We start from the raw sequence: 16,844 nt of genomic DNA on the forward strand, positions 1-16,844 counted from the left end.
AGCTCCCACATGACTCGTGTTCACAAAGTTAAGAATTCAAATAGTCAGTCGGGTCAGCTCAACGCCGGGTTCCTGGGTCACGCTCAATTGTTCCACGATCGCATCCTGCAGGCGGCGACACAGCTCAGGGTCGGACAGCGGCTGGTTATCAGCGTCGGTGATGAAGAACACGTCTTCCACCCGTTCGCCGAGGGTCGCAATCTTGGCGTTCTGCAACGACAGGTCGAACTCCAGGAAAATCCCGCCGATGCGCGCCAGCAGGCCCGGGCGATCCGGCGCGCTGAGTTCCAGCACCGTCACCGGTCGCTGCGCGTCGTTGGAGATGGTCACCTGGGGCGCAAAGGCAAAATGCTTGAGCTGGCGTGGTACCCGGCGTTGGATGATGGTTGGGTAATCGTCCGGGTTGCGCAGGGCTTCGGTGAGGCCTTCGCGGATCTTTTTCACCCGCGCCGGGTTATCGCCAATAGAGTCGCCGTCGGTGTCGAGCACGATGTAGGTGTCGAGGGTGAACTGGCTGCTGGAGGTGATGACCCGAGCGTCATGGATGTTCAGGTTGAGCTGGTCCATGGCGGCCACGGTCACGGCGAAAAAGTCGTGCTGGTCCGGCGCGTAGATGAAGATCTGCGTGCCGCCTTCGAATTCGCGCTGGGTGGTTTCCTTGATCAATACCAGCGGGCCACCGTCGGCCGGCTGCTGCAGGATCGCATCGCTGTGCCAGGCCACGTCGCCGGCGGTGTGGCGCAGGAAATAGTCGTCGCCCAGTTGCGACCAGAGCTGTTCGACGTCGTCCGGGTCGTTACCACCGCGTACCAGAATATCCAGGGCCGCACTTTGGGTGCGGCGGATCTGCTCTTCGCGGTCCACCGGGTTCTCCAGGCCGCGGCGCAGGGCGCGCTTGGTCTCGGTGTACAGCTGGCGCAACAGGCTGGCGCGCCAGGAGTTCCACAACGTGGGGTTGGTGGCGTTGATGTCGGAGACGGTCAGCACATAAAGATAGTCGAGACGGGTTTCATCGCCGACGATTCCTGCGAAATCGTGGATTACCTGTGGATCGGACAAATCCTTGCGCTGGGCAGTGGTCGACATCACCAGATGGTTTTGCACCAGCCAGACGATCAGACGGCTGTCCCACAGGGGTAACTGGTGACGCTGGCAGAAGGCTTCGGCGTCCACTGCACCGATTTCCGAGTGATCGCCATGGCGACCCTTGCCGATGTCGTGATACAGGCCCGCCAGGTAGATCAGCTCAGGCTTGGGCAGCTTGGCCATCAGTTTACTGGCCAGTGGGAATTTCTCTGACACCTGGGTGTACTGCAACTTACGCAGGTGCTTGATCAGGTTCAGGGTGTGGGCATCGACGGTGTAGATGTGGAACAGGTCGTGCTGCATTTGCCCGACGATAAAGCCGAACTCCGGCAGGTAGCGCCCGAGAATGCCGTAGCGGTTCATGCGCCGCAGGTTGCGGTGGATGCCGATGCGGCACTTGAACAGTTCGATAAACAGGCTGGTATTGCGGATGTCGTTGCGAAATTCGTCGTCGATCAGGTGACGGTTTTCCCGCAGCAAACGGATAGTATCGGCGCGCACGCCTTTGATGTCCGGCTGCTGGGCCATCAGCACGAAGATTTCCAGCATGGCGAACGGGGTGCGGCGGAACACGTTGTCGTTACGTGCTTCGATATAACCGTCATGCAGTTGGAAGCGCGCATTGATCGGCTGCGGCGGCGCTTCGTCTTCGGGGGCCAGGATCACCTCCTCGAAGTGCTGGATGATCAGGTCGCTGAGCTGGGCAATGCTCATGACCACCCGGTAGTACTGTTGCATGAAGCTTTCGATGCTGGTCTTCGCGTCTTCGCCCTCAAAGCCCAGCAGGGTGGCGATGGAGCGTTGGTGATCGAACAGCAGGCGGTCCTCGGAGCGCCCGGCGAGCATGTGCAGGGCGTAGCGCACCTTCCACAGGAACTCCTGGGACGAGGCCAGCAGGGTGTTTTCGCTCTCCACCAGGAAGCCTTCGCCAGCCAGGGCGCGCAGGTTCAGCGTGCCGTATTGGCGGCGCGCCACCCACAAAATCGTCTGGATATCCCGCAGCCCGCCCGGGGACCCTTTGACGTTGGGTTCCAGGTTGTATTCGGTGTCGTTGTACTTGTGGTGCCGCGCCTTCTGTTCGGCGCGCTTGGCCAGGAAGAAATCCTTGCTCGGCCACATGTGTGCGGTGCTGGTGACTTCGAGCATGCGCTGGCGCAGGCGCTCGGGGCCGCAGATGGTGCGGCTTTCCATCAGGTTGGTGACCACCGTCAAGTCAGCACGGGCCTCTTCGGCGCATTCATCCACCGAGCGCACGCTCTGGCCGACTTCCAGGCCGATGTCCCACAGCAATGTCAGAAAACGCTCGATGGAATCACGAAAGGTTTCGTGGTCGGCGCTGTCCAGCAGGATCAACAGGTCGATGTCGGAGTAGGGGTGCAGTTCGCCGCGACCGTAGCCGCCGACCGCCACCAGGGCGATATCGGCGTCTGCACTCCAGCTGAACTGTTCCCAGGCTTTCTGCAGGATGTTATCGACGAACCAGGCGCGGTCCTCGATCAGTCGTCTGATGTCCCGACCACTGCGAAAACGCGCGTCGAGCACCTCGCGCGCCTGGCGGATGGCTTTCTTGAAGGCGGCGATGGGGCTCGCCTTCAATGCCAGCTCGGCCTGGAACTGGCCACGGTCGAAGAGTTCGGGATCCACCTGGGGCATCGGTCGGCTTTCCTATCTATCTATTGAGTCAGTCACACGGTTGAAGCTGGAAAACCGAAGCAACCCTCACGCCGAAACGCGAGGAATGGTGTCGTCTGCGCGCAACGTGAAGATCTCGTAGCCGGTTTCGGTGACCAGCAGCGTGTGTTCCCACTGGGCCGAGAGCTTGCGGTCCTTGGTGATAGCGGTCCAGCCGTCGCCCAGCACCTTGGTATCGGCCTTGCCTTGGTTGATCATCGGCTCGATGGTAAAGGTCATGCCTGCCTTGAGTTCCATGCCGGTGCCGGCGCGGCCGTAGTGCAGGATCTGTGGTTCTTCGTGGAACACGGTGCCGATGCCGTGGCCGCAGAATTCGCGCACCACCGAGAAGCCGTTCTTTTCGGCGTGCTTCTGGATCACTTCACCGATGTCACCCAGGCGGCAGCCTGGCTTGACGATTTCGATGGCCTTGTACATGCATTCCTGGGTCACCTGGGACAGGCGCTCGGCCCAGACCGGCACGTTGCCGACGTGGAACATGCGACTGGTGTCGCCGAAGTAGCGGTCCTTGATCACGGTGACGTCGATGTTCAGGGTGTCGCCGTCCTTCAACGGCTTGTCACCGGGAATGCCGTGGCACACCACGTGGTTGACCGAGGTGCAGATCGACTTGGGGAAGCCTTTGTAGTTCAGCGGCGCAGGGATGGCCTTTTGCACATTGACGATATAGTCGTGGCAGATCTGGTTCAGGGTTTCGGTGGTGACGCCCGGCTTTACATGCTCTGCAATCATTTCCAGCACGTCGGCGGCCAGTTTGCCGGCGATGCGCATGCCGGCGATGTCTTCGGCGGTTTTCAAACTAACGGTCATACAGGCTCTCTCTAGCGCGACGCGCTGAAATCAATACGGTTTACGGGCGTGCGACAAAAGGTTGCTGAATTCGCACAAGCCACAAAAAACGCGATTCTAACAGACGCGGGCGGTAAACCATGAGCCCCTGACGATCGCTTCTATCTATAGGGTGGGGGTAAATCCGCTCTATTCAACGGCTTGCGCACAGATCGCTGCGGTCAGGTGTGATTGCGGGTTTCGTTTTCGCCCTTGCTGTGGTATAAAATGCGCCGCTTTCCGGGGATACCCCGAAAAGCTTAAATCCACACACGTGTCGACACGATGACCTGGGTGCCGGAGGCCTTGATGCCGCTGGTTGGTCATTGGGATACGTGGAGGCCAAACCCGACTTATTAAGGAACTATCATGTCCCAAGTCAACATGCGCGATATGCTGAAGGCCGGTGTGCACTTCGGTCACCAGACCCGTTACTGGAACCCGAAAATGGGTAAATACATTTTCGGCGCGCGTAACAAGATTCACATTATCAACCTTGAAAAAACCCTGCCAATGTTCAACGAAGCTCTGACTTTCGTAGAGCGTCTGGCCCAGGGCAAAAACAAGATCCTGTTCGTCGGCACCAAGCGTTCCGCTGGCAAGATCGTTGCTGAAGAAGCAGCACGTTGCGGTTCGCCGTACGTCGATCACCGCTGGTTGGGCGGCATGCTGACCAACTTCAAAACCATCCGTGCTTCCATCAAGCGTCTGCGTGACCTTGAAGTGCAAGCCGAAGACGGTACTTTCGCCAAGCTGACCAAGAAAGAAGCGCTGATGCGCTCCCGTGACCTGGAAAAGCTCGATCGTTCCCTGGGTGGTATCAAGGACATGGGCGGTCTGCCTGACGCACTGTTCGTTATCGACGTTGATCACGAGCGCATCGCGATCACCGAAGCCAACAAGCTGGGCATCCCGGTTATCGGCGTAGTCGATACCAACAGCAGCCCGGAAGGCGTTGACTACATCATCCCAGGCAACGATGACGCAATCCGCGCTATCCAGCTGTACATGGGTTCGATGGCTGACGCTGTAATCCGTGGTCGCAACCACGTTGCTGGCGGTACCGAGCAGTTCGTTGAAGAAGCTCCGGTAGCTGCCGCTGAGTAACTGACGCCCTGGCGTTGACTCAGTAAGCAAAAAGGGGGCTTGGCCCCCTTTTTGCCACCTCGAAAACCATTTGTCGGCAGCGCAGCTACATCATTTGTAACGTGCAGCGGCCTACAACGGAAATTCGGGAAGAATTGATCGCCCGTTTGATCGGGTGGAATGGTTGAAAACCTATCCAAGAGGATTTTGAAATGGCAGAGATTACTGCAGCGTTGGTTAAAGAACTGCGTGAGCGTACCGGCGAAGGCATGATGGATTGCAAAAAGGCCTTGACCAAGGCCGGCGGCGACATCGAAAAAGCCATTGATGACATGCGTGCTTCCGGCGCCATCAAGGCTGCCAAGAAAGCAGGCAACGTCGCTGCTGAAGGCGCTATCGCCCTGAAAGAAGACGGCAAATCCGCCGTTCTGCTGGAAGTCAACTCGCAGACCGACTTCCTGGCTCTGCAGGATGACTTCAAGGCATTCGTTGCTGCCAGCGTCGAAAAAGCCTTCGCTGACAAGCTGACCACTGTTGAGCCTCTGATCGAAGCTCAAGAAGCAGCTCGTCTGGTACTGGTCGGCAAGGTTGGCGAAAACGTCAACATCCGTCGCCTGGTTCGCGTTGAAGGTGATGTTGTTGGTGGTTACCTGCACGGCAACAAAATCGGTGTAGCAGTTGTTCTGAAAGGCGGCGACGTTGAGCTGGCCAAAGACATCGCTATGCACGTTGCTGCGAGCAACCCTGAGTTCCTGCTGCCTTCGGAAGTGTCTGCCGAAGCGATCGAGCGCGAAAAAGCTGTGTTCCTGCAGCTGAACGAAGAAAAAATCAAAGGCAAGCCAGAAAACATTGTTGAGAACATGGTCAAAGGCCGTATCAGCAAGTTCCTGGCCGAAGCAAGCCTGGTTGAGCAGGCGTTCGTCAAGAACCCTGAAATCAAGGTTGGCGAACTGGCCAAGAAAGCCGGTGCTGAAATCGTTTCCTTCACTTACTTCAAAGTAGGCGAAGGCATCGAGAAGCCGGTCGACAACTTCGCTGAAGAAGTTGCTGCCCAGCTGGCTGCCGCCAAGCAATAAGACAGTCCCAAACTGTCGCCGAAAGAGGCTGCCCGCTCACGCGCGCAGCCTCTTTTCAAATGGGAAGGCCAATTTTATTTGGTTTCCTCTCGGAACTGGCTTACAAAGCCGTGTTCCGATGGCGCTGTGACAGCGTCCAGCTAGAGTGAACGCAAGCCGTAAACGGCTCGCCAAGAATTTTTAAAAAATACGCCGCAGGAGAGATTCGCAATGGCTCAGCAGGGCAGTGGTTATCAGGCTCGCTATAAACGCATTCTACTCAAGCTCAGCGGCGAGGCCCTGATGGGCTCGGAAGAGTTCGGGATCGACCCCAAGGTGCTTGACCGCATGGCGCTGGAAGTCGGCCAATTGGTCGGTATCGGTGTGCAGGTCGGCCTGGTGATCGGCGGCGGCAATCTGTTCCGCGGCGCGGCACTGAGTGCGGCCGGTATGGATCGGGTCACTGGCGACCACATGGGCATGCTGGCCACTGTGATGAACGCCCTGGCCATGCGCGACGCCCTGGAGCGTGCCAATATCTCGGCCATCGTGATGTCGGCTATCTCCATGGTTGGCGTGACCGATCACTACGATCGCCGCAAAGCCATGCGCCACCTGAACTCCAAGGAAGTGGTGATCTTTGCCGCTGGCACAGGCAACCCGTTCTTCACCACGGATTCGGCGGCGTGCCTGCGCGCTATCGAAATCGATGCCGACGTGGTGCTCAAAGCCACCAAGGTAGATGGCGTATACACTGCAGACCCATTCAAAGACCCGCATGCCGAGAAGTTCGATCATCTGACCTACGATGAAGTGCTGGATCGCAAGCTGGGTGTGATGGACCTGACTGCTATCTGCCTGTGCCGCGACCACAAGATGCCGCTGCGCGTATTTAACATGAACAAGCCTGGCGCCCTGCTGAATATCGTACACGGCGGCGCGGAAGGAACTCTGATCGAGGAAGGCCAACAATGATCAATGAAATCAAGAAAGACGCCCAGGCGCGTATGCAGAAATCCCTGGAATCCCTGAGCCATGCATTTGGTCAGATCCGTACCGGCAAGGCGCACCCGAGCATCCTGGGCAGCGTGATGGTGCCTTACTACGGTTCCGACACCCCGCTCAGCGGCGTGGCCAACGTGACCGTGAAGGACTCGCGCACCCTGCAAGTCGTGGCCTTCGAGCGCAACATGCTCGCGGCAGTCGACAAGGCGATCCAGAGCGCCGGTCTGAACCTCAACCCGACCAACCTCGGCGAGTTGTTGTTGATCTCCATGCCAGCCCTGACCGAAGAAACCCGCAAGGGCTTCACCAAGCAGGCGCGCAGTGCCGCTGAAGATGCGCGCGTTGCCGTGCGTAACATCCGTCGCGATGCGTTGGGTGACCTGAAGAAGCTGGTCAAGGACAAGGAAATCAGCGAAGACGAAGAGCGTCGTGCCGTTGCTGATATCGACAAGTTGACCAAGGACGCCGAAGCCAAGATCACCCAGGCTACCGAAGAAAAAGAAAAGGACCTGATGGCCGTATAAGGGGTCAGGACGCCTTTATGGAAAAGACCAAGCAGACTGTGCCCTCCGTGGTGCCGCGCCATGTCGCGATCATCATGGATGGGAATAATCGCTGGGCGAAAAAACGCTTTATGCCGGGTGTTGCCGGGCATAAAGCGGGTGTTGACGCGGTAAGGGCGGTGATTGAGGTGTGCGCCGAGGCCAAGGTCGAAGTGTTGACCTTGTTCGCCTTTTCCAGTGAGAACTGGCAGCGGCCCGCCGACGAAGTCAGTGCCTTGATGGACCTGTTTTTCAAGGCGCTGCGTCGTGAGGCCAAGCGCCTCAATGACAACAACATCAGTCTGCGCATCATTGGTGATCGCTCGCGGTTCCACCCGGAACTGCAAGTGGCCATGCGCGAAGCCGAGGCTATCACCGCAGGCAGTAATCGTTTTGTGCTGCAGATCGCAGCCAATTACGGCGGCCAGTGGGATATCGCCCAGGCTGCGCAACGGCTTGCCCGCGAAGTGCAGGCCGGCCATCTGCGCCCCGACGACATCACGCCCGAACTGTTGCAAACCTGCCTGGTGACCGGCGACCTGCCGTTGCCGGACTTGTGTATCCGTACCGGTGGCGAGCATCGCATCAGCAATTTCCTGTTGTGGCAGCTAGCCTATACCGAGTTGTACTTCTCCGACCTGTTCTGGCCGGACTTCAAACACGATGCCATGCGCAATGCGCTGGCCGATTTCGCTTCCCGTCAGCGTCGTTTCGGTAAAACGAGCGAGCAGATCGAAGCTGGAGCCCGGGTTTAAATGCTTAAACAACGAATCATCACGGCGCTGATCCTGCTGCCGATTGCCTTGTGCGGTTTTTTCCTGCTTGAAGGCTCCGGCTTTGCGCTGTTCATCGGCCTGGTCGTGAGCCTGGGTGCCTGGGAATGGGCGCGCCTGGCAGGCTTCGGCAACCAGTTGCCGCGCGTGGCGTACGCCGCAGTGGTCGCGGTGTTGTTGTTCCTGATGTACATCCTGCCGGACATCGCACCCTGGGTATTGGGGGCGGCGGTGCTGTGGTGGGCGTTGGCAACATTCCTGGTGCTGACTTACCCACGCACCAGCGGTCAATGGTCCAGCGTGGCCTGCAAGCTGGTGATCGGCTTGCTGATCCTGCTGCCGGCCTGGCAAGGGCTGGTGGAAATCAAGCGCTACCCCATCGGTAATGAATTGATCCTGGCCGTGATGGTGCTGGTATGGGGGGCCGATATCGGCGCCTACTTCTCTGGTCGCGCATTTGGCAAGCGCAAGTTGGCTCCGGCCGTCAGCCCGGGCAAGAGCTGGGAAGGCGTATACGGTGGCCTGGCCTTGACGCTGCTGATCACGCTGGTGGTCGGTTTGGTGCGTGACTGGTCGGTGAAAGAGGTTCTACTGGCCTTGCTGGGCACCGCTATCGTCGTGTTTATCTCGGTGGTGGGTGACCTCACCGAGAGCATGTTCAAGCGCCAGGCCGGGATCAAGGACAGCAGTAACCTGCTGCCGGGTCATGGTGGCGTGCTGGATCGCATCGACAGCCTCACTGCCGCGCTGCCGATCTTCGCGGTGTTGCTGTGGATGATCGCTTCGTGAACGGCCTGCAGCAGGTTACCGTACTGGGCGCGACCGGCTCCGTGGGGCTGAGTACCCTGGATGTCATCGCTCGTCACCCGGATCGTTACCAGGTTTTCGCCCTGACCGGCTTCACGCGTTTGCGCGAATTACTGGCCTTGTGCGTGCGCCACTCACCGCGCTTTGCCGTAGTGCCTGAGGCCGCGGCGGCCCGTGGGCTGCAGGATGATCTGCGGGCTGCGGGGTTGACCACCCAGGTGCTGGTCGGGGAGGCGGGGTTGTGCCAGGTGGCGGCCGACGCCGATGTGGATACCGTGGTGGCGGCGATTGTCGGCGCGGCGGGGTTGCGTCCTACCCTGGCGGCAGTCGATGCCGGCAAGAAAATTCTGTTGGCCAATAAAGAAGCCCTGGTCATGTCTGGCGCACTCTTCATGCAAGCCGTGCGCAAGAGTGGGGCGGTCCTGCTGCCGCTGGACAGCGAGCACAACGCAATCTTCCAGTGCATGCCCGGGGATTTCGCCCGCGGCTTGAGCCAGGTCGGTGTGCGTCGGATTCTGCTGACGGCGTCCGGTGGTCCCTTCCGGCAGACTCCGCTGGCTGAGCTTGAGCATGTGTCTCCCGATCAGGCCTGCGCTCATCCGAACTGGTCCATGGGGCGCAAGATTTCCGTGGATTCGGCGAGCATGATGAACAAAGGCCTGGAGCTGATCGAGGCGTGCTGGTTGTTCGATGCACGGCCTGATCAGGTCGAGGTGGTGATTCACCCGCAAAGCGTGATCCACTCCCTGGTCGATTACGTGGACGGTTCGGTGTTGGCGCAGTTGGGCAACCCGGATATGCGCACGCCGATCGCCAATGCCTTGGCCTGGCCGGAGCGGATCGATTCCGGCGTGGCGCCCCTGGATCTGTTTGCGATTGCGCGCCTGGACTTCGAAGCCCCGGACGAGCAGCGTTTTCCGTGCCTGCGCCTGGCGCGGCAAGCGGCCGAGGCGGGTAACAGCGCGCCGGCCATGCTCAATGCGGCCAATGAAGTGGCCGTGGCGGCGTTTCTCGAACGGCGCATCCGCTTTCCACAGATCGCGAGTATCATCGAGGACGTCCTGAATCTTGAGCCAGTCGTGGCTGTAAATGACCTGGGAGCGGTATTTGAGGCTGATACCAAGGCCCGAGCCTTGGCCCAGCAATGGCTGGATCGCGACACACGTTAGGGTGGGCGCGTTTGAGCCTTCAGGCATCGGATTGAAATGCGGAGAAATTAGATGAGTGCGCTCTACATGATTGTCGGCACCCTGGTTGCTCTGGGTGTGCTGGTTACCTTCCACGAATTCGGCCACTTCTGGGTGGCGCGTCGTTGCGGCGTCAAGGTATTGCGCTTTTCCGTTGGTTTCGGCATGCCATTGTTGCGCTGGCATGATCGTCGTGGCACCGAGTTCGTGATTGCCGCTATCCCGTTGGGTGGCTACGTCAAGATGCTCGATGAGCGCGAAGGTGAAGTGCCGGCTGATCAATTGGATCAGTCTTTCAATCGCAAGACCGTTCGTCAGCGTATCGCAATTGTTGCAGCGGGTCCGATCGCCAACTTCCTGTTGGCAATGGTGTTCTTCTGGGTTCTGGCCATGATGGGCAGCCAGCAGGTGCGCCCGGTCATCGGTGCAGTCGAGGCGGACAGCATCGCGTCCAGGGCCGGCTTGGTGGCAGGGCAGGAAATTGTTTCCATTGATGGCGAGCCGACCACCGGTTGGGGCGCGGTCAATTTGCAGTTGGTGCGCCGCCTGGGTGAAAGTGGCACCGTCAATGTGGTGGTGCGTGACCAGGATTCCAGTGCCGAAACCCCGCGGGTGTTGGCTCTGGACCACTGGCTCAAGGGCGCCGATGAGCCTGATCCGATCAAATCCCTGGGGATTCGTCCTTGGCGTCCGGCCTTGCCGCCGGTACTGGCTGAGCTGGATCCGAAAGGTCCGGCCCAGGCCGCAGGCCTGAAAACCGGTGATCGCCTGCTGGCCCTCGATGGCCAGGCGCTGGGTGACTGGCAGCAAGTGGTCGACCTGGTACGTGTGCGTCCTGATACCAGAATTGTGCTGAAAGTTGAGCGCGAGGGTGCTCAAATCGACGTTCCCGTGACCTTGTCGGTTCGCGGGGAGGCCAAGGCGGCCGGGGGTTACCTGGGTGCCGGGGTCAAAGGTGTCGAATGGCCGCCATCGATGGTTCGAGAGGTCAGCTTCGGGCCTTTGGCCGCGATTGGCGAGGGTGCGAAACGCACCTGGACCATGAGCGTACTGACCCTCGAATCCCTCAAGAAAATGTTGTTCGGTGAGCTCTCGGTAAAAAACTTGAGTGGACCGATAACCATTGCTAAAGTGGCGGGCGCTTCTGCCCAGTCGGGTGTCGCGGATTTCCTGAATTTCCTGGCTTATCTGAGTATTAGCCTTGGGGTTCTGAATTTGCTGCCCATTCCAGTATTGGATGGGGGGCATCTGCTGTTTTATCTGGTCGAGTGGGTGCGTGGTCGCCCCTTGTCGGATCGGGTGCAGGGTTGGGGGATACAGATCGGTATCAGTTTGGTGGTCGGGGTGATGTTGTTAGCTCTGGTCAACGATCTGGGACGACTGTAACGCTTCGCTGAATTGCGAATCTGCCGCATTTTGCGGCAGTTTGTTTATTGCCAGTTGGAATAAGAAAGGACTTCATGAAACGTCTGCTGCTAACTGCGGTTCTCACCGTATTGATGATCGCCGAAGTTCACGCCGAGTCCTTCACCATCTCCGATATTCGCGTCAACGGCCTCCAGCGGGTTTCCGCGGGTAGCGTCTTTGGTGCCTTGCCGTTGAACGTCGGGGAACAGGCGGATGATCGTCGCCTGGTGGAATCCACTCGTGCGCTGTTCAAAACCGGGTTCTTTCAAGATATCCAACTGGGTCGCGAAGGCAACGTCCTGGTCATCACGGTCGTCGAACGACCTTCCGTTGCGAGTATCGCGATCGAAGGTAACAAGGCCATCTCCACTGAAGACCTGATGAAGGGTCTGAAGCAATCCGGCCTGGCCGAAGGCGAGATCTTCCAGCGCGCGACCCTTGAGGGTGTGCGTAACGAACTGCAACGCCAGTACGTTGCCCAGGGCCGCTACTCCGCGACCGTGGAAACCGAAGTGATCCCGCAGCCTCGTAACCGTGTGGGCCTCAAGGTCAACATCAACGAAGGTACCGTCGCGGCCATTCAGCACATCAACGTGGTGGGCAACACCAAATTCGCTGATGACGACCTGATCGACCTGTTCGAGCTCAAGACCACCAACTGGCTGTCGTTCTTCAAGAACGATGACAAATACGCCCGTGAAAAACTTTCCGGTGACCTTGAACGCCTGCGCTCCTACTACCTGGACCGTGGCTACATCAACATGGACATCGCTTCGACCCAGGTGTCCATCACCCCGGACAAGAAGCACGTCTATATCACCGTGAACGTCAACGAAGGCGAGAAGTACAAGGTTCGTGACGTCAAGCTCAGCGGCGACCTGAAAGTCCCTGAGGACCAGGTCAAGTCCCTGCTGCTGGTGCAGAAGGATCAGGTGTTCTCGCGCAAGCTGATGACCACTACCTCCGAACTGATCACCCGCCGCCTGGGTAACGAAGGCTATACCTTCGCCAACGTCAACGGCGTGCCGACCCCGAATGATGAAGATCACACGGTAGACATCACCTTCGTCGTCGATCCTGGCAAGCGCGCCTACGTAAACCGCATCAACTTCCGTGGCAACACCAAGTCTGCGGACGAAGTGCTGCGTCGTGAAATGCGTCAGATGGAAGGTGGCTGGGCTTCGACCTACCTGATCGACCAGTCCAAGACCCGTCTTGAGCGTCTGGGCTTCTTCAAGGAAGTCAACGTCGAAACCCCGGCCGTACCGGGTGTGGATGACCAGGTTGACGTGAACTACGCCGTTGAAGAGCAAGCTTCGGGCTCGATCACCGCCAGCGTCGGTTTCGCACAGAGCGCCGGCCTGATCCTGGGTGGCTCGATCACCCAGAACAACTTCCTCGGTACCGGTAACAAGGTTTCCATCGGCCTGACCCGAAGCGAATACCAGAGCCGCTATAACTTCGGTTATGTCGACCCCTACTGGACAGCTGACGGTGTGAGCCTGGGCTATAACGCCTTCTACCGCACCACCGACTACAAAGACCTCGACGTCGACGTTGCAAGCTATGCGATCGACAGCCTGGGTGTGGGCGCAAACATCGGTTACCCGATCAGCGAAACCTCGCGCCTGACCTTTGGCATCACTGCGCAACAGGATGAGATCAAGACCGGTGTGTACACTGTGGACGAGATCTTTGACTTCACCCGTCGTGAAGGCGACAAGTTCCTGAACTTCAAGGCGTCTGCCGGCTGGTCCGAGTCGACCCTGAACAAAGGTGTGCTGGCAACCCGTGGTCATTCCCAGAGCCTGACTGCGGAAGTCACCACGCCGGGCAGCGACCTGTCGTTCTTCAAACTCGATTACCGCGGCCAGTTGTTCCAGCCGTTGAGCGATAACTACACCATGCGCCTGCACACAGAGCTGGGTTATGGCGACGGTTATGGTTCCACTGATGGCTTGCCGTTCTATGAGAACTACTACGCCGGTGGTTTCAACTCGGTACGTGGCTTCAAGGACAGTACTTTGGGGCCGCGTGGTACGCCAAGCCGTGGTTTTGCTGACACCGGTAACGTCGGAACTCGACGTGACGACGACAACGACCCGCTGCCATTCGGTGGTAACGTGCTGATCCAGGGTGGTGCAGAGATCCTGTTCCCGCTGCCATTCGTCAAGGACCAGCGTTCGCTGCGCACCTCAGTCTTCTGGGACGTGGGTAACGTGTTCGACTCCAAGTGTGAACAAGTCACCAACCCGAACGGTTCGCGGTCCAACACCCAATGCAACGACGTGAGCCTCAGCAACCTGGCGAGCTCCGTGGGTGTGGGTGTGACCTGGGTGACTGCGCTGGGCCCGTTGAGCTTTGCTCTGGCCATGCCGATCAAGAAACCGGATAACGCTGAAACCCAGATTTTCCAATTCTCCCTCGGCCAGACGTTCTAAGCGTCTGACCCAAGATAACGACAACGGATTCTGTAGGAGTACATCGTGCGTAAGTTGACTCAATTGGTCCTGCTGGCCACTGTGCTGGTAACCACCCCGGCCTTCGCCGAAATGAAAATCGCCGTCCTGAACTATCAGATGGCTCTGCTGGAATCCGACGCGGCCAAGAAGTACGCCGTGGATGCCGAGAAGAAATTCGGTCCGCAACTGACCAAGCTCAAAACCTTGGAAAGCAGCGCCAAGGGCATCCAGGATCGTCTGGTAGCCGGTGGCGACAAGATGCAGCAAGGCGAGCGCGAGCGTCTGGAGCTTGAATTCAAGCAAAAGGCTCGTGACTACCAGTTCCAGTCCAAGGAGCTGAACGAAGCCAAGGCTGTTGCCGACCGTGAAATGCTCAAGCAGCTCAAGCCCAAGCTCGACAGCGCCGTGGAAGAAGTCATCAAGAAGGGTGCCTTCGACCTGGTGTTCGAGCGCGGCGCCGTGATTGACGTCAAGCCTCAATACGACATCACCCGTCAGGTGATCGAGCGCATGAACCAGCTGAAGTAAGCCATGACTGCGACTATCAAACTCGGCGAGTTGGCCGAGTTCCTGGGAGCCACCTTGCGTGGCTCCCCGGAGAAAGAAATCACTGGGCTAGCCACCTTGCAGGAGGCTGGCCCAGCTCAGTTGAGCTTCCTCGCAAATCCCCAATACCGTAAATACCTGGTTGATTGCCAGGCCGCAGCCGTGTTGCTGAAGGCCGCTGACGCTGAAGGGTTTATCGGGGATGCGCTGGTGGTGGCCGACCCGTACCTGTCGTACGCCAAGGCGTCACACCTGTTCGATCCCAAGCCGAAAGCGGCCGGTGGCATTCACCCATCGGCGGTAATTGCCGATGATGCCCAGGTTGACCCTGCGGCCAGCATCGGTGCGTTTGCAGTGATCGAGAGCGGGGCGCGTATTGGTGCAGGTGTCACCGTGGGCGCCCACTGCTTTATCGGCGCACGCTGTGAAATCGGTGCCAATGGTTGGCTGGCCCCACGTGTAACCCTCTACCACGATGTGCGTATTGGTCAGCGTGTGGTCATTCAGTCCGGCGCTGTTATCGGCGGCGAAGGCTTTGGCTTTGCCAACGCCAAAGGTGTCTGGCACAAGATTGCCCAGGTCGGCGGCGTATTGATCGGCGACGATGTGGAGATCGGTGTAAACACTGCGGTGGATCGCGGGGCTTTGGCCGATACGGTGATCGGTAACGGCGTGAAGCTCGACAACCAGATCCAGATCGCCCACAACGTGCAGATTGGCGATCACACCGCCATGGCGGCCTGCGTGGGTATCTCCGGCAGTACCAGGATCGGCAAGCATTGCATGCTCGCCGGCGGCGTCGGGCTGGTGGGGCATATCGATATTTGCGACAACGTCTTCATCACCGGCATGACCATGGTGACTCACTCGATTACCGAGCCGGGGGCCTATTCTTCCGGTACCGCCATGCAACCTGCGGCTGAATGGCGCAAGAGCGCGGCGCGTTTGAGGAAGATCGACGACATGGCACGACGTATCAAACAGCTGGAAAAGCGTGTTGGGGACGTGACCCCTGGCGGTAATGCTTCATCTGAAGGCTGATACCATTTCCATATCAAGTGTGCACAGCCGCTAGACTGCCTCCTTGATTTGCTAGCGGGGCGTGCGATTAGTTCGCCCGCCCCCAATCTTTATTACAGGCTTCCCCCCGAAATGATGGACATCAACGAGATTCGCGAATACCTGCCTCACCGTTACCCGTTCCTGCTGGTGGACCGCGTAGTGGACCTCAATGTCGAGGAAAAGCGCATTCGTGCCTACAAGAATGTCAGCATCAACGAACCATTCTTCAACGGTCACTTCCCAGCGCATCCCATCATGCCGGGCGTGTTGATCATCGAAGCGATGGCCCAGGCTGCCGGTATCCTTGGTTTCAAAATGCTCGACCTCAAGCCTGCCGACGGCACGCTTTACTATTTCGTGGGCTCCGACAAGCTGCGTTTTCGCAACCCGGTCACCCCGGGTGACCAGTTGATCCTGGAAGCCAGGTTCATCAGCTGCAAGCGCCAGATCTGGAAGTTCGAATGCCAGGCCTCGGTAGATGGCAAGCCGGTATGCTCTGCCGAGATCATCTGTGCGGAACGCAAACTATGAGTTTGATTGACCCTCGCGCAATCATCGATCCGTCGGCCGTACTGGCCGCCGACGTTGAGGTTGGCCCCTGGTCGATCGTCGGCGCAGGTGTGGAAATCGGCGAGGGGACTGTCATCGGGCCACACGTGATCCTTAAAGGTCCGACCCGTATTGGCAAACACAATCGTATCTACCAGTTTTCCTCGGTAGGCGAAGACACCCCGGACATGAAGTACAAGGGTGAAGAAACACGCCTGGTAATCGGTGACCACAACATCATCCGTGAAGGCGTCACCATTCACCGCGGCACCGTACAGGATCGCGCTGAAACCACTTTGGGTGATCACAACCTGGTCATGGCCTATGCGCACATCGGCCATGACAGCGTGATCGGCAACCATTGCATCCTGGTCAACAACACTGCGTTGGCAGGCCATGTGCACGTTGACGACTGGGCGATCCTGTCCGGTTTCACCCTGGTGCATCAGTACTGCCATATCGGCGCCCACAGCTTTTCCGGCATGGGTACCGCCATTGGCAAGGATGTCCCTGCATTCGTGACGGTGTTCGGCAACCCTGCCGAGGCTCGCAGCATGAACTTCGAAGGCATGCGCCGCCGCGGTTTCAGCGAAGAGGCGATCCACGCTCTGCGCCGTGCCTACAAGACGGTTTACCGTCAGGGGCTGACGGTTGAGAAGGCGCTGACCGAACTGACCGAGCCGGCAAGCCTGTTTCCGGAAGTCGCGGTGTTCCGTGACTCGATCCAGGCGTCGACTCGCGGCATCACACGCTGATC

Annotated in this window: 15 protein-coding genes; 13 read left to right on the forward strand and 2 right to left on the reverse strand. The window is 58.7% G+C overall.

Features of this window, described 5'->3' with window-relative positions; all coding sequences use genetic code 11:
- Positions 1–36: 36 nt before the first annotated feature.
- Complete coding sequence (locus tag J1G33_RS02970; RefSeq protein ID WP_032877378.1) at positions 37–2,739, reverse strand: [protein-PII] uridylyltransferase; 2,703 nt, start codon at positions 2,737–2,739, stop codon at positions 37–39.
- 66 nt (positions 2,740–2,805) lie between these two features.
- On the reverse strand, positions 2,806–3,588 hold the full coding sequence (gene map / locus J1G33_RS02975; protein ID WP_032877377.1) for a type I methionyl aminopeptidase: 783 nt from the start codon (positions 3,586–3,588) through the stop codon (positions 2,806–2,808).
- A 387-nt stretch (positions 3,589–3,975) separates the two neighbouring features.
- On the opposite strand from map, the gene rpsB reads away from it, so the two are divergent.
- The 13 genes from rpsB (at position 3,976) to lpxA (ending at position 16,842) form a co-directional block, all read left to right on the forward strand.
- Entirely contained in the window at positions 3,976–4,713 is a 738-nt protein-coding gene (gene rpsB / locus J1G33_RS02980; protein ID WP_003189158.1) for a 30S ribosomal protein S2, read from the forward strand.
- 191 nt (positions 4,714–4,904) lie between these two features.
- Entirely contained in the window at positions 4,905–5,768 is an 864-nt protein-coding gene (gene tsf, locus J1G33_RS02985) for a translation elongation factor Ts (protein WP_005785711.1), read from the forward strand.
- 210 nt (positions 5,769–5,978) lie between these two features.
- Positions 5,979–6,722: a UMP kinase gene (pyrH, locus tag J1G33_RS02990; protein WP_003189161.1), complete on the forward strand. Its 744-nt coding sequence runs from the start codon at positions 5,979–5,981 to the stop codon at positions 6,720–6,722.
- A complete protein-coding gene (gene frr, locus J1G33_RS02995; RefSeq protein ID WP_032877376.1) occupies positions 6,719–7,276 on the forward strand; it encodes a ribosome recycling factor in 558 nt (185 codons plus the stop codon). Before pyrH ends, frr begins: the two co-directional genes overlap by 4 nt.
- Before the next feature lie 17 nt (positions 7,277–7,293).
- A complete protein-coding gene (uppS, locus tag J1G33_RS03000; RefSeq protein WP_032877375.1) occupies positions 7,294–8,049 on the forward strand; it encodes a polyprenyl diphosphate synthase in 756 nt (251 codons plus the stop codon).
- A complete protein-coding gene (locus J1G33_RS03005; protein WP_032877374.1) occupies positions 8,050–8,856 on the forward strand; it encodes a phosphatidate cytidylyltransferase in 807 nt (268 codons plus the stop codon).
- Positions 8,853–10,043, forward strand: coding sequence for a 1-deoxy-D-xylulose-5-phosphate reductoisomerase (ispC, locus tag J1G33_RS03010; RefSeq protein ID WP_216092227.1), 1,191 nt, complete (start codon positions 8,853–8,855; stop codon positions 10,041–10,043). The genes J1G33_RS03005 and ispC overlap by 4 nt, the downstream gene beginning before the upstream one ends.
- A gap of 51 nt (positions 10,044–10,094) precedes the next feature.
- Complete coding sequence (gene rseP, locus J1G33_RS03015; RefSeq protein WP_223017668.1) at positions 10,095–11,447, forward strand: sigma E protease regulator RseP; 1,353 nt, start codon at positions 10,095–10,097, stop codon at positions 11,445–11,447.
- 74 nt (positions 11,448–11,521) lie between these two features.
- On the forward strand, positions 11,522–13,909 hold the full coding sequence (gene bamA, locus J1G33_RS03020) for an outer membrane protein assembly factor BamA (protein WP_032877372.1): 2,388 nt from the start codon (positions 11,522–11,524) through the stop codon (positions 13,907–13,909).
- A 45-nt stretch (positions 13,910–13,954) separates the two neighbouring features.
- Entirely contained in the window at positions 13,955–14,458 is a 504-nt protein-coding gene (locus J1G33_RS03025; RefSeq protein ID WP_003172279.1) for an OmpH family outer membrane protein, read from the forward strand.
- Positions 14,459–14,461: 3 nt separating this feature from the next.
- The gene (lpxD, locus tag J1G33_RS03030; RefSeq protein WP_148852421.1) at positions 14,462–15,517 is read left to right on the forward strand and encodes a UDP-3-O-(3-hydroxymyristoyl)glucosamine N-acyltransferase; all 1,056 of its coding nucleotides are present in this window, start codon (positions 14,462–14,464) and stop codon (positions 15,515–15,517) included.
- Positions 15,518–15,628: 111 nt separating this feature from the next.
- On the forward strand, positions 15,629–16,069 hold the full coding sequence (fabZ, locus tag J1G33_RS03035) for a 3-hydroxyacyl-ACP dehydratase FabZ (RefSeq protein WP_005785726.1): 441 nt from the start codon (positions 15,629–15,631) through the stop codon (positions 16,067–16,069).
- Positions 16,066–16,842, forward strand: a complete 777-nt coding sequence (gene lpxA, locus J1G33_RS03040) for an acyl-ACP--UDP-N-acetylglucosamine O-acyltransferase (RefSeq protein ID WP_223017669.1) — start codon at positions 16,066–16,068, stop codon at positions 16,840–16,842. The genes fabZ and lpxA overlap by 4 nt, the downstream gene beginning before the upstream one ends.
- The last annotated feature ends 2 nt before the right edge of the window (positions 16,843–16,844 follow it).

Origin of the sequence: Pseudomonas sp. P867 (assembly GCF_019891455.1) — a bacterium.
GTDB classification, from domain to species: domain Bacteria; phylum Pseudomonadota; class Gammaproteobacteria; order Pseudomonadales; family Pseudomonadaceae; genus Aquipseudomonas; species Aquipseudomonas synxantha_A.